Raw genomic sequence first — 12,979 nt, 5'->3', positions numbered from 1 at the left:
CCGGAACACCGCGCCACAGCCGGGCCGGTCGATGCCGGCCCCGCTCAGGTGACCCGGTAGGCGGTGTAACGGACCTGGTCGGCGTCGCGGACCGCGGCGGCTACGAAGATCGAATGCTCGAGTTCGACAAGCGTCGGTGCGGAGGTCTCCAGTTGGACGCCGATGCGGAAGTAGTACTCCGACGGGTCGACCGGGTCTCCGCGCAGCAACGCCTGCAGCACCTCGGGCCGGCCGCTGCGGACCCCGAACGTGCGCAGGTAGACGTACTCCCCGGCGGGGGTTCGCGCGGTGTAGCGGGTGTCGATCTCTACGGCGCCATCCGGGCGGACGAGTTGCCAGTCCGCGCCGCCGGGCAGGATCTGCGCGGCGAACAGGCCCGACACCCGTCCGCCGACGATCGGCACGACCCGGCGATGCCCCGCGCGGGTGATGCCGTGGTCTTCGAGCCGGCCGAGCCGGACCGCGACGTCGAACGCCGGGGCCAGGCCCGGCACGGGGAGTGCGCCGGTCACGGCTGCCACACCGGCAGGTCGACGCGCGAGGCGCGGGCGGTGTCGTGGGAGATCTCCTGCTCGGCCACCCGGGTGACCGTCGCGGTGGCGGCGGGCTCGCCGATGCCGGTGTTGCGGGCGTAGCGCGGATGCGCGCCGGAGCTGACCTGCACGCCGATGCGGTGCCCGGCGTCGAAGCGGTGGAACGCGGGCCACAGCGGCACGTCGACCTCGACGAAGCCGTCGCCGTCGGGACCGGGGTCGGTGGCCGCGGTGCCGGGGCTGCCGATGCGGCGGATGCCGTCGCACACCGTCATCGACCGGCCGTCGGGGTGCACGTCGCAGATCCGTACGAACACGTCGGCGGTGGGCTGCGACGAGCGGAACCGGATCCGGGCCACCGGCTCGCCCGCGAGCACGACGGCGGCCTCCAGCGGGGTGCTGCGGAAGACCGCGACGTCGGCGCGGGTCTCGTGGACGGCGTTGTCGACGGGTTCGCAGTCGCGTTCCAGGCTGGGGCCGCCGACGGCGGGGGTCGGGTCGGTCGGGTCGTAGGTGTAGGCGGTGACGCCGCCGTCGGGGGCGGCGGGGTCGAGCAGCCCGGAGGCGTGCAGGTGCCAGGGCGCGGCGGCGGAGCCCGGCGGTGGCCAGGTCGGCAGGTCGTGCCAGCGCTGCTCGCCGGTGAGGAACGCGCGTACCGGCATTGCCCGGTCACCTGCTGCGCCGGTGAAGTGCTCCTTGAGGAACTCGACCGACTCACCGACGGCCGGCACGCCCATGCCGGGCGAGACGTGGCCCCACGGTCCGATGGTCAGCCGGGGTGGGCGCCCGGCTGCGGCGAGCTGGGCGTAGTTGCGCAGCTGCCAGGGCAGGAAGATGTCGTACCAGCCGGTGATCATGTAGACGGGTGCGGTCACGTCGGTTACCGAGGCGGTGTGCGACTGCTCGGTCCAGTAGTCGTCGGTGAGCTTCTCGAACGTGAGCCAGTCCTGGTACCAGCGGATGGGGCGCCCGGCGGCGGCGGTGTCGCCGTCGCGCAGCGGCAGCACCTCGAAGGCGCGGCGGAGTCTGGGCGTGCCGCGCAGCTGTTCAAGGATCAGCCGGTGGAAGGCGCGGCGTTCCATCCAGTCCATCATCTGCGACCAGCCGAGCGCATTGCGCAGCGAGAACGCGCCGTTGTCCCAGGTGATCGCGCCGAAGTCGGGCATCGTCGTGATGAGGCACAGCGCGTCGGGCGCGTTGTCGGGGTCGTCGCGCTGCATCCGCCCGGCCACCGCCCACTGCGTGTACCCCAGGTAGCTCGGCCCATAGGTGGCCACCACGCCGGTGAACCACGGCTGGCGGCGCACCCACCGGTGGGTGGCGATACCGTCGCGCTGCTCGTCGACCTGCGGAGTGAACACCCCCGCCGACCCCCACGTGCCGCGGCAGCTCTGGATCAGGACCGTGAAGCCTTCCCGCGCCAGCGCGCCGGCCTGGGTGGCGAAGGCACGTCGCCCGTACGGCGAGCGCATCACGATGGTCGGCAGCGCCGGGGCGACCGTGCCGACGGGTGTGAACAGGTCGGCGAGCAGCTCGACGCCGTCGTCCATCGGTATGCGCTGCTTCGCGCTCACCTCCACGGCGTACGGGCCGGGCGTCAGGCCGGGCAGTGACCTGTTCTGCAGCCACCGTGACAGGCGTCCGAGTCTTCTGGTCATCGCTGGTCCTCCGGTTCGGGGGCGGGGTCTGTCGCGCGGGCCAGGCGCTGGGCCGTGATGGCGTCGCGCAGCCGCTCCAGAGCGGGCAGGGCGGCGGCGAGAGCCTGGCGGTCGCTGTCGGGCAGGGTCGCGGCGGCGTCGGCGACCAGGGCCGTGCCGGCGCGGTCGAACCGTTCGAACAGGTCCAGTGCCGTGGCGGACGCCGCGATGCTCACCTGGCGGCGGTCGGTGTCGCTCGGGGTGCGGGTGATCAGCCCGGCGGTGTCCATGGCGCGCAGCAGGTTGCTGACCGTGGGCCGGCTCAGGCCGAGCCGGACGGCCAGCTCGCCAGGGGTGGCGGAAGTGCCCCGGGGCAGCGCGCGGATCACTTCGATCTGTGCGTCGGGGATCTCGGGCAGGTGCTCGGCGGCTCGCGCGGCGGCCAGCAGGGTGCGCCGCAGCGGGGAGATGACCGCGGCGAGCTTCGCCGGGTCGAGGGCGCTCACCGGGCCGTCCGCGGCGGGGTCAGCGACGGCCGCTCGTTGAGGGCGTCGGGATGGAAGCCCGCCGCGCGCTTGTACGAGGCGGCGATCTCGGCGAGTTCGCCTGGGGCGAAGACGTCGCCGATGTCGGCGAAGCCCGCCGGGGCGCGTTCGTGGGCCAGCACCATGACCTGCTCCGGGCCCTGGCGGCGGTTGCTGAGCACCAGCGCGCTGGTGGCCGGGCGCCGGTCGGTCTCGTACGCGGTCAGGGCCTGTGCGACGGTCGGCGCGGTCGCCAGGTGGAAGGCCAGGGTCCGGGCGTCGATGATCGCCTGGGAGGCGCCGTTGGAGCCGTTGGGGTACATCGGATGGGCGGCGTCGCCGAGCAGGGTGCTTCGCCCGAACGTCCACCGGTCGACAGGGTCGCGGTCGACCATCGGGTACTCCAGGATCTGGTCGGCGGCGGCGATGACCGCCGGGATGTCGAGCCAGTCGAAGCGCCAGCCGGCGAACAGGTCGATGATCGGGGCGGGGTCGACGGCCCGGTTCCAGTCGGCGTTCTGCTCGGAGGTGCCGTCCTGCCGGCGTTCGGCGATGAAGTTGAGCCGGCAGTGCCCGTCGGCGTCAGGCGGCCCGACCGGGTAGGCCACGAACTTCTGCTCCCCGTCACCGGCCATGATCATGGTTCGTCCGTCCAGGTAGGCCGGTACGCGGGCGGTGCCGCGCCACAGGGTCAGGCCGTTCCAGCGGGGTGCGCCCTCGTGCGGGTGATGCTGGCGACGCAGCGCCGAGTGGATGCCGTCAGCCCCGACGACCACCTCGGCCTCGACCCGGACCTCACCCCCGACGGTGTCGAAACAGGCGGTGCCGGTGTCCGGGCCGTGCTCGACTCCGACCAGGCGGTGACCCGTGCGGATCGCGTCGGCCCCGAGCCGCTCGGTCACCGCGTCCAGCAGTGCCGCCTGCAGGCGGCCCCGGTACAGCGACACCTGCGGCCACCGGTACCCGGCCTGCAGGCCCCGTGGCTCGCTCCAGATCTGCTGACCGAACCGGTTGAAGTAGGCCAGGGCGCTCGGCGCGACGCCGAGCTGGGCGACCTGCTCCCCGAGGCCGAGTTCGGTCAGCTCGCGTACGGCGTGGGGGAGCAGGTTGATCCCGACCCCCAGCGGCTGGAGCCGAACGACGCGCTCGTAGATCCGGATGTCGCTCAGGCCGGCTTCATGCAGGCTCAGCGCCGCGGTGAGGCCGCCGATGCCGGCGCCGGCGATCACGATCGTCATATGTCCCCGCTCCGCTCGGATGAAAGTAGTTTTGGAACAAAACCAATTCATGTCAAGCGGCGAGTGGAAATCCCAGTGATCGTGCCGGCCCGGCTCGGCGGCAGTTGACCGCCCTACGTTCGCGGCCGTGCGGTCCCGTCGCCACAGCACTGCACAGCCGCTCTCGCGCGTACGGCGGCGACCCGAGGCGTGCCGCTGCTGCCAGGCGTGCACGAGGACTCGGCCGGGCACCGGGCCATGCTCGACGCGTACGCCGAGTCCGGTCCGGACGCCGCCGAGCGGCTGCACCGCGCCGTCGAGGCCACCGGGGTGCGGGGACTGGTGCTGATGGTCGAGGCCGCCGGCAGCCCGGCCGAGGTCGCAGACACGATCGGCGACCTCGGTGGCCGGGTGCTGCCCGTGCTGCCCGTGCTGCGCCCGGGGCGCTGATCCGCCGGGCCTACTGGAGCGTGGCCAGGTCCGGCGGCACGTCGACCGAGTGCTGGCGCAGCGCCTCCAGCGGGATGACCTCCAGCGCGCGCGCATGGGTCGAGGCGAGCACCACCGGCGCGGCCGCCCCGTCCTGGTAGGCCTGGAGCCAGCGCACGGCCACCACGCACCAGCGGTCGCCGGGGCGCAGTCCGGGGAAGTGCCATTCCGGGCGCGGGGTGCTCAGGTCGTTGCCGATGCGCTGCTGGTGGGCCAGGAACTCGGCGGTGACCACGGCGCAGACGGTGTGGCTGCCGAAGTCGTCCGGTCCGCTGCTGCAGCAGCCGTCGCGGTAGAAGCCGGTCATCGGGTCGGTCCCGCACGGTTCGAGCTCGCCGCCCAGCACGTTGCGATCGGTCATGTCCACAAGCGTCGCATCCGTGACGAAGCCGCCCGCCGCCAGGTGGCGGCGGGCGGCGTGCGATGCGGCTCTCAGCCGGCGACGGTGCGCGCGAAACGGTGCTCAGCTAGCGACGGTGCGCGCGAAACGGTGCTCAGACGGCGGCGTGCGATGCGGCTCTCAGTCGGCGACGGTACGCGCGAACGGTGCTCAGACGGCGGCGGCGACGGCCGTTGCGAGGAAGACCAGCTGCAGGAGGGTGCGCTGCGGCAGCGGGGTGACCGGCTTGCCGCCGAGGCTGAGCCCGCGCCGGGCGGCCGAGACGTTGGCCGGGAACATCGCGACCATCAGCAGCGCCAGGCCGATCGCGGCCGGGCGGGCCAGCGGGGCGATCAGCAGCCCGGCGGCCCCGGCCAGCTCCAGCACGCCGGTGAGGGTCACCAGCAGGCCGGGGGCAGGCAGGCGCGGCGGGATCATCGCGATCATGTCGCGCCGGTACGCCGGGACGAAGTGGACCACGCCGGTGACGACGAACATGAGGGCGAGTCCACCGCGCAGGGCGGGCTGCCAGGCGTCGAGCGCGTCCACTCCGGCCAGTCCGAGCAGTCGCAGCACGACGGAACCGGCGATCAGGGCGATGAGGGGAGCCATGTCGTGTTCTCCAATCTTGTCACTGACAAGATTGCGTCACACACCCAAACTTGTCAACGACAAGATTGGTGACCTGCGGCACGTGCGCGGGGCGCGCTGCACGCGCAGCGCGCGTGGGGCGCGTAGAGCGCGTGGGGCGCGTAGAGCGCGTGGGGCGTTCCAGGATCGGCTAAGTTGCCGGGCAACTGGGCGTATCTTGGGGCCTCGATCGCCCGATTGCCCGGCAACTTGGCCGATCTTGGGGGCGTGGTCGCCGCGCGGTGGCCGGGTCATGGTGGGCGTTCGGGCCGGGGTGTGCCGGGGCGTGATCGTCGTTTGCGGTCATGAACATGGCCGCCTGTTCGTCTTTTGACCGACAACGACGATCACCGGGCGCACACCCCCGTAAGGACGCCGCGCAGAAGGTGGCCTTCGGACCGAAGCTGCTGATCTTCAGCCCTTGGGTGCCCAAGATCGCTGTTCTCGGTCACTACGTCCTCTGCAAACGCTGACCCTGACCGCAAACGGCGATCATCACGGAAGCGCCGACGCGCGGCAGCGGAAGCGCCGACGCGCGGCAGCGGCAGCGGCAGCGGCAGTGGCAGCGGGAGCGGGAGCGGATGGGCCCGCCCGCGGGGTGGCGGGCGGGGCGGGGGTCGGGAGCAGGGGGTCAGGAGCAGGGGATGGTCAGGACGGTGCCGGTGGCGGGGGGTGGGGTGGCCGGGACCAGGACCGTGATCACGGTGGTGTTGTTGGACTCGTCCAGCTCGTACACGGTGTTGATGGGGTCGATGGCGGCCGTGAGCAGCACGGTGTGGCCGAGGAACGAGTTGCCTGCGGTGGGCTCGCCGCCGATCGCCCACCGGAACGGGGCCGCCGAGGTGACCGGGCCGCCCGCCGTCCGCTTGCCGTAGTTCGAGCGCATGTTGAACGCGTTGCTCGGGAAGATCTTGCCGGTCCAGTTCGCGGCGAGCACTGGGGCGATCCAGAGGTTGGCGCCGGAGTCCTGGTACCACTCGCAGGTTCCGGCGCGGTGGATGGTCAGGTCGCCCGCGGGCATGGCGGCGGCCGGGGCGGCGGCCACGAGGGTCGCCGCGGCGAGTCCGGTGCAGACGAGTGCTGAGGTCAGTCGACGCATGCCCTGACGGTAGGTTCGCCACCCGTGCTGTGCCATGACGGATTCGCGACTGCCGCTGGTCAGTGGGCAGGCGGGCGGGGTGCGGTCCGGCGGGGCTGTGCCGCCGGACCGCACCACGGCTGTTACGGCAGGGCGTACTTGGACTTCAGGTAGTTCTGATTGGTGGTGCGGTCGGTGTCGCTGAGGGCGCTGGGGTAGACCAGCAGCTCGGCGAGGTCGCCCAGCATGAACGAGGACGAGTAGTAGGCGCCGATCTGGTTGATCGACCACCCGCCGCTGGCCGCCACGGCGGTGGAGCTGTACAGCGTGCCGTCGCGGTAGACCTTGAGCGTGCTGCCGTCATACCGGATCACCAGGTCGTGGAAGACCCGGGTGTTGCCGATGGTGCTGGTCGTGGTCCCGAGGCCGTTGGACCCGTACACCAGCGACTTGGTGCCGCTCTCCCAGCGCAGCTGGTTGTTGGCGTTGTTGCCGCCCGGCCCGAGGATCATGCTGTACGACTCGGCGGGGTTGGAGTTCTTGCCCACCACGAACACCGTGAACGCCGTCGGGTTGATGGTGACCAGGCTCAGCGACTGGCTGCCGCCGAACCGGATCACCGGCTTGCCGTTGACGACGCTGCTGACCAGGCTCGGCTGGCGGGCGGCGACGGTCATGCTGGCGTGGTGGCCGGTGCCGCTCTGGTCGGCCCAGTTGCTGACCTTGCCCGCGCTGCTGGTGACGCCCGCGTCGGCGCGCAGCCAGACGAGGCTGCCGGCGGTCGGGCCCGTGACGCACGGGTCGGCGCCGGTGACGGCGACCGCGGCCCAGGCCGCGTGCACGGCCTTGTACTCGGTCGAGCAGGAGCCGTACAGGTCGGCCGCGGCGGCCAGCGTGTGGGTGCGGGCCTGCGCGTACGTCTCGCTGGAGACGAAGTACACGTCCAGTGCCCGGTACCAGATCTTCTCGGCCTTGGCGCGGCCGATGCCGACCACGGCCGGGGCCGAGCCGCAGACCGGGCTGGTGCCGTACGCGGTGGCGCCGGTGCCCTCGGCCAGGTCGAAGAAGAAGTGGTTGCCGACGCCGGAGGAGTAGTGCGGGTCGGCGCCGGCGACAGCGGAGGACCAGCAGCCGTACGACGCGCCGTCCAGCGGCGGGTTGTACATGTAGCGCAGCGGCTGCCCGGTGCCGAAGATGTCGATCTTCTCGCCGACGCTGTAGTCGCCCGGGTCGGCGGCCACGCCCGCGTAGAACTCGACCATGTTGCCGAAGATGTCGCTGGTGGACTCGTTGAGGCCGCCCGACTCGTTGGCGTAGACCAGCCCGGCCAGGGCCTCGGTGACGCCGTGGCTCATCTCGTGCCCGGCGACGTCCAGCGCGGTCAGCGGCTTGAGGTTGCTCGAACCGTCGCCGTAGGTCATCTGGGTGCCGTCCCAGAACGCGTTGACGTAGTTGCTGCCGTAGTGCACCCGCGAGACGACGCCGTTGCAGTCGCCCCAGATGCCGCAGCGGCTGTGGACGTTCTTGAAGTAGTCGTAGGTCTTGGCGGCACCGAAGTGCGCGTCTACCCCGGCGGTCTGCGTGTTGCTGGCCGAGCCGTTGCCCCAAACGTTGTCGGCGTCGGTCATGACGGTGCAGCTGGTGCCGGTGCCGCCGCCCATGCTGCACACCCGGCCGTTGCCGTGCGACGGGTCGATCAGCGAGTAGGTCACCGGCGACGACGAGGTCAGCGTGGTGTCGATCGAGACGGTGCCGGAGTACATCGAGTTGCCGGTGCCCAGCACGTTCTCGATCTCGTCGAAGCTGCCGCGGACCGCGCCGGTGCGCGCGTCGGTGATGACGTGCAGCACCGAGGGGGTCTGCCCGTCGCGGGCCCACCCGCGCACGACCGTCTCCCAGGCCAGCGCGGGCGCGGCCGGGGTGCTGGCGTCGACGAACAGTTCGGCGGAGCCGACCGAGGTGACCGTGCCCGTGAACGCCTTGGCCGCGCTCGCGCCGGCCGCGCTCGCGGTCACCTTCGGCAGGACGCCGAGGGTGAGCGGGGCGGTCAGGCCGGTGTCGGCGCCCGCGAACGCGCCGCCGGGGGCGGTGTGCACGACGAGGTCGCCGCCGTACACGCGCAGGCCGTGGTAGGTGCGCTGGTAGCGGACGTGTCCGGCGCCGCTGGGGTCGGCGATGGTGCGCCCGACCGTGTACGTCTCGGCCGCGGTCCCGTGGATCACGTCGAGGTGCTGCGCGAGCGCGGCGCCGGCGGTGGCGGCCAGCGTCGGCGCACCGGTGGGTGCGGCCGCTGACGCGGCGGCCGACAGGGGAGTGAGCAGGGCGGCCAGCAACAGTGCGCCGGCTGCGCCCGCGAGGGTACGTCTCATGAGTGTCCTCTCCGAACTGCGTCGACTGCCATGAGCTAATCGATGGCAGGCTATGCTTATCGAATTGAGCGACGATTGTAAATATTGACGAAAGACGATTGATTGGCTACGGGGCCGACGGCGCCCGGGGACCGGGCAGGATGAGGGCGTGGAAGCATCGCAGGAACCCCGCCGCGCGCGGGAGCTGGACATCGTCGTCGGCGAGCTGCCGCCGGGCCCGCTGAACGCCGTCACCGACGTGCCCGGCATCCGGGTCGGCCACACCACGCTGGTCGAGGGCGCCGACATCCGCACCGGCGTGACGGCGATCGTCCCCGACCAGCTGGCCACCCGGAGTTCCCTGCCCGCCGGGCTGTACGTCGGCAACGGCTACGGCAAGCTGGTCGGGTCGACACAGGTGGTCGAACTCGGCGAGATCGAGACCCCGGTCGTGCTGACCGCGACGCTGTCGGTGTTCCGGGCCGCCGACGCGCTGCTCGACCACGTGCTCGCCCAGCCGGGCCGCGAAATGGTCCAGTCGCTGAACCCGCTGGTCGCCGAGACCAACGACGGCTTCCTGTCCGACATCCGGGCGCGCCCGATCCGGGCCGAGCACGTCCTGCACGCACTGGGCTCGGCCCGTGGCGGCCTGCCCGCCGAAGGCGCGGCGGGGGCGGGGACCGGGACGGCGGCGCTCGGGTTCAAGGCCGGCATCGGCACCGCCTCGCGGCTGGCGGCCACGCGGGGCGGCCCGGTCACCGTCGGCGTCCTGGTGCAGGCCAACTTCTCCGGGGTGCTCCGGGTGCTGGGCGTGCCCGTGCCCCGCGAGGCGGTCGGAGTGCCGACGGGGCCGCCGCTGCCGCCGTACGTTCCCGAGCATCCGGGCAACTCGTGCGTCATCGTGGTGGCCACCGACGGGCGGTTCGACGCCCGGCAACTGGGCCGGGTGGCGCGGCGGGCGGTGTTCGCGATGGGGCGGGTCGGCTCCGACTTCGCCGGTGGCAGCGGCGACTACGCCCTGGCCCTGTCGACGGCGGAGGTGGACGGCCCGGCGGCGGCGGAGTCCGAGCTGGAGCCGGTGTTCGCGGCGGTGCAGGAAGCGGTGGAGGAGGCGTTGCTGAACTCGCTGTTCATGGCGCGTACCACCGTCGGGTTCCGGGGCCGCGTCAAGTTCGCGGTGCCGCACGACCGCCTGCTGAACCTGCTGGGCCGGGGCCGCGGTCACTGACCTCGGATGACGGTCGGCGGGCCGTGCCGTCGGCGCGCTCAGTTCTCCGCCCGGCCCGGCTGCCGTCGCCGGAGGGGAAGCCGGTGTCGTTCCCGGTGCCAGGGGCGGCGCGTGCCTGCGCGGCCGCCCCCGGCACCGGGAGTCAGGGCAGGCTGCTGATCAGCCCGGCGAGCAGCGCGACCCGGGGCACGACGCTGCCGAGGTCGAGCCATTCGTCGGGGCCGTGGTCGCCGCCGCCGACCGGGCCCAGCCCGTCGAGCACCGGCTTGCCGGAGGCGGCCAGCAGGTTCGCGTCGGCGCAGCCGCCGGTGGCGGCGTGCGAGACCGCGATACCCAGGGTCGCGCCGACCCGCGCGGCGATGTCGAGCAGCGCGACCGTCCCCGGGCCGCCCGGCCAGGGCGGTGTGGGCGCGACCACGCGCAGTCGCGCGGTGACCCCCTCGACCAGCGGCCGCGCGGTGAGCCGGGTGATGTCGGCCAGCGCGGCGTCGTAGGCGGCCGGGTCGGTCGCGCGGACGTCGACGACCAGCCGGGCCCGGTCGGCGACCACGTTGGCGCGGGTCCCGGCCTGCACGATGCCGACGTTGACGCCGGGCAGGGCCTGCAACGCGACGGTCAGCCGGGCCGCGGCCAGCGCCGCGTTGGCGCCGCGTTCGGGCTCGATCCCGGCGTGGGCGGCCCGCCCGTGCAGGTCGATCTCCACGTCCGCGACGCCCTTGCGGGCCGAGACGAGGTCGCCGTTGTCGCGGGCGCACTCCAGGCACAGGATGGTGTCGGCCTGCGCGGCGAGTTCGGCCAGCAGCGGCCTGCTGCCGATGGAGCCGATCTCCTCGTCGGGGGTGGCGACCAGGACGACCTCGCCGAACCCGGTCGCGTCCAGGGCGGTGAGCGTCTCGACCGCGGCGAGCCCGGCGAGCAGCCCGCCCTTGTCGTCGCACACGCCGGGGCCGAAGGCGCGGCCCGCGGCCCCGTCCACGGTCAGCGGCCGGTCGGCCGCGGTGCCGGGCGGGAACACCGTGTCCAGGTGCGCGGCCAGCAGCACGCGGTGGGTGCCGGACCCGGCCAGCCGGGCGACCACCGCCTCGCCCAGCGGTTCGCCGCCGTCGGCGACCGGGACGCGGGCGACCGTAAGCCCGGCTTCGCGGCAGTATCCGCCCACCAGCTCGGCGACCTCGCGCAGGCCGCCGAGGTGGCGCGAGCCGCTGTCGACGGCGACGAGTTCGGCCAGCCGGGCCAGGAACGCCGGGTAGCGGCGGCCGGCCGCGGCCAGCAGCGCGTCGGGGGCCGGGGCGCGGCTCACAGGACCTTCGCCAGGAAGGCTCGGGTGCGCTCCTGCGTCGGCGCGCCCAGGACCTGCGCCGGGCTGCCGGACTCGACGACCGCGCCGCCGTCCATGAAGACGACGGTGTCAGCGACCTCGCGGGCGAAGCCCATCTCGTGGGTGACCACGAGCATGGTCATGCCCTCGGCGGCCAGGCCGCGCATGACGTCCAGGACCTCGCCGACCAGCTCGGGGTCCAGCGCGGAGGTGGGCTCGTCGAACAGCATCAGCTTGGGCCGCATGGCCAGCGCGCGGGCGATGGCCACGCGCTGCTGCTGGCCGCCGGAGAGCATGGCCGGGTACGCGTCGGCCCGGTCGCCCAGGCCGACCCGGTCGAGCAGGGCCCGTGCGCGCTCGCGGGCGGCGGCGCGGGACTCGCCGAGCACCCGGACCGGCGCCTCCATGATGTTGCCGAGCGCGGTGAGGTGCGGGAACAGGTTGAACCGCTGGAACACCATGCCGATGTCGCGGCGCCGGGCGGCGATCTCGCGGGGGCGCAGCTCGTGGATGCGGTCGCCGCGCTGGCGGTAGCCGACGAGTTCGCCGTCGACCCGCAGCCGCCCGGCGGTGACGGTCTCCAGGTGGTTGACGCAGCGCAGGAAGGTGGACTTGCCGGAGCCGGACGGGCCGAGCAGGCAGCAGACCTCGCCGAGGGCGACGGCCAGGTCGATGCCGCGCAGCACCTCCAGGTGGCCGAAGCTCTTGCGTACGCCCTCGGCCTCGATCATGGCGGTCATCGGATTCCTCCCACGACGGGGCGGTGGCCCCGGCCGAACCGGCGCTCGACGAACCACTGCACCACCGACAGGGCGCTGACCAGCGCGAGGTACCAGATCGCGGCCACGCACAGCAGCGGGATGACCTTGTAGTTCTGGGCGTAGACGGTCTGCACCGCGGTCATCAGGTCGCGTCCTGCGATGACGGACACCAGGGAGGTGGACTTGAGCATGGTGATGACCTCGTTGCCCATCGGCGGCGCGATGACGCGCATGGCCTGCGGCAGCACGATGCGGCGCATGCTCAGGGCGGGGGACATGCCCAGCGCGTACGCGGCCTCGGTCTGCCCGGGGTCGACGGACAGGATGCCGGCGCGCACGATCTCGGCGGCGTAGGCCATCTCGTTGAAGGACAGGGCGAGCACGGCCGGGACGATGCCGACCATGACGGCGTTGGTGGGCTGGTCGAACAGGACGATGCCGGTGAACGGCACGCTGAGGGTCAGCCGGGGCAGCAGCGCGCCCAGGAAGCCGAAGAAGACGATCTGGACCAGCAGCGGGGTGCCGCGGAAGAACCAGACGAAGGCCGCGGCGACCGCCCGCAGCACGGGGTTGTCCGACAGCCGCATGACGGCCAGCAGGACGCCTCCGGCGACGCCGAAGGCCATGGACAGCGCGGTGAGCAGCAGCGTGGTGCGTACGCCGTCGAGGACGAAGTCCTTGAACAGGTAGGCGCCGATGGTGTGCGGTTCGAGGTTGGGGCTGGCCAGCACGGTGGTGGCGTAGAGGTAGGCCAGGGCGAGCACGGCGGCCGCGGCGATCCAGCGGCCGTAGTGGCGCACCGGCACGGCCTTGACCGGTCGGTTCGGTGTGGTCATG

The 12,979-nt window shown here is 72.9% G+C and carries 13 protein-coding genes; 2 read left to right on the top strand and 11 right to left on the bottom strand.

The genetic code is table 11. From position 1 onward, the window contains the following. Positions 1-44: 44 nt before the first annotated feature. From Cs7R123_RS05130 to Cs7R123_RS05115, 4 genes are read right to left on the bottom strand one after another with little or no spacing between them, the layout of a single operon-like run. Positions 45-512, bottom strand: coding sequence for a DUF3237 domain-containing protein (locus Cs7R123_RS05130; RefSeq protein WP_212823791.1), 468 nt, complete (start codon positions 510-512; stop codon positions 45-47). After that, complete coding sequence (locus Cs7R123_RS05125) at positions 509-2,191, bottom strand: CocE/NonD family hydrolase (protein ID WP_212823790.1); 1,683 nt, start codon at positions 2,189-2,191, stop codon at positions 509-511. Before Cs7R123_RS05125 ends, Cs7R123_RS05130 begins: the two co-directional genes overlap by 4 nt. Continuing rightward, positions 2,188-2,676 (bottom strand): MarR family winged helix-turn-helix transcriptional regulator, encoded by a 489-nt coding sequence (locus Cs7R123_RS05120; protein ID WP_212823789.1) that lies wholly within the window; start codon positions 2,674-2,676, stop codon positions 2,188-2,190. Before Cs7R123_RS05120 ends, Cs7R123_RS05125 begins: the two co-directional genes overlap by 4 nt. Further along, positions 2,673-3,932 carry a flavin-dependent oxidoreductase gene (locus Cs7R123_RS05115; RefSeq protein ID WP_212823788.1) on the bottom strand — a complete coding sequence of 420 codons (1,260 nt, stop codon included), beginning with the start codon at positions 3,930-3,932 and terminating at the stop codon, positions 2,673-2,675. Before Cs7R123_RS05115 ends, Cs7R123_RS05120 begins: the two co-directional genes overlap by 4 nt. A gap of 189 nt (positions 3,933-4,121) precedes the next feature. On the opposite strand from Cs7R123_RS05115, the gene Cs7R123_RS05110 reads away from it, so the two are divergent. Further along, entirely contained in the window at positions 4,122-4,361 is a 240-nt protein-coding gene (locus Cs7R123_RS05110; protein ID WP_212823787.1) for a hypothetical protein, read from the top strand. Positions 4,362-4,371: 10 nt separating this feature from the next. Here the strand turns inward: Cs7R123_RS05110 and Cs7R123_RS05105 are convergent, their stop codons facing one another. The 4 genes from Cs7R123_RS05105 to Cs7R123_RS05090 all read right to left on the bottom strand — a co-directional run bounded on the left by Cs7R123_RS05105 (position 4,372) and on the right by Cs7R123_RS05090 (position 8,856). After that, positions 4,372-4,761 (bottom strand): DUF2237 family protein, encoded by a 390-nt coding sequence (locus tag Cs7R123_RS05105; RefSeq protein WP_212823786.1) that lies wholly within the window; start codon positions 4,759-4,761, stop codon positions 4,372-4,374. A gap of 189 nt (positions 4,762-4,950) precedes the next feature. Next, positions 4,951-5,391 carry a DoxX family membrane protein gene (locus Cs7R123_RS05100; RefSeq protein ID WP_212823785.1) on the bottom strand — a complete coding sequence of 147 codons (441 nt, stop codon included), beginning with the start codon at positions 5,389-5,391 and terminating at the stop codon, positions 4,951-4,953. A gap of 649 nt (positions 5,392-6,040) precedes the next feature. Continuing rightward, on the bottom strand, positions 6,041-6,508 hold the full coding sequence (locus Cs7R123_RS05095; RefSeq protein WP_212823784.1) for a hypothetical protein: 468 nt from the start codon (positions 6,506-6,508) through the stop codon (positions 6,041-6,043). 122 nt (positions 6,509-6,630) lie between these two features. After that, positions 6,631-8,856 carry a M4 family metallopeptidase gene (locus Cs7R123_RS05090; protein WP_212823783.1) on the bottom strand — a complete coding sequence of 742 codons (2,226 nt, stop codon included), beginning with the start codon at positions 8,854-8,856 and terminating at the stop codon, positions 6,631-6,633. Positions 8,857-9,004: 148 nt separating this feature from the next. Between Cs7R123_RS05090 and Cs7R123_RS05085 the strand changes: the two genes are divergently transcribed. Next, entirely contained in the window at positions 9,005-10,063 is a 1,059-nt protein-coding gene (locus tag Cs7R123_RS05085) for a P1 family peptidase (RefSeq protein WP_244871619.1), read from the top strand. Positions 10,064-10,205: 142 nt separating this feature from the next. Here the strand turns inward: Cs7R123_RS05085 and Cs7R123_RS05080 are convergent, their stop codons facing one another. The 3 genes from Cs7R123_RS05080 to Cs7R123_RS05070 are packed head-to-tail and all read right to left on the bottom strand — an operon-like array spanning position 10,206 to position 12,978. Then, positions 10,206-11,363, bottom strand: coding sequence for a M20/M25/M40 family metallo-hydrolase (locus tag Cs7R123_RS05080; RefSeq protein WP_212823782.1), 1,158 nt, complete (start codon positions 11,361-11,363; stop codon positions 10,206-10,208). Beyond that, positions 11,360-12,121 (bottom strand): amino acid ABC transporter ATP-binding protein, encoded by a 762-nt coding sequence (locus Cs7R123_RS05075; protein ID WP_280517278.1) that lies wholly within the window; start codon positions 12,119-12,121, stop codon positions 11,360-11,362. The genes Cs7R123_RS05080 and Cs7R123_RS05075 overlap by 4 nt, the downstream gene beginning before the upstream one ends. Next, on the bottom strand, positions 12,118-12,978 hold the full coding sequence (locus Cs7R123_RS05070) for an amino acid ABC transporter permease (protein WP_212823781.1): 861 nt from the start codon (positions 12,976-12,978) through the stop codon (positions 12,118-12,120). The genes Cs7R123_RS05075 and Cs7R123_RS05070 overlap by 4 nt, the downstream gene beginning before the upstream one ends. Position 12,979: the final 1 nt, after the last annotated feature.

It is taken from the genome of Catellatospora sp. TT07R-123, assembly GCF_018327705.1.
In the GTDB taxonomy this organism is placed as follows: domain Bacteria; phylum Actinomycetota; class Actinomycetes; order Mycobacteriales; family Micromonosporaceae; genus Catellatospora.
This window is presented reverse-complemented; position numbering and strand designations above follow the sequence as displayed.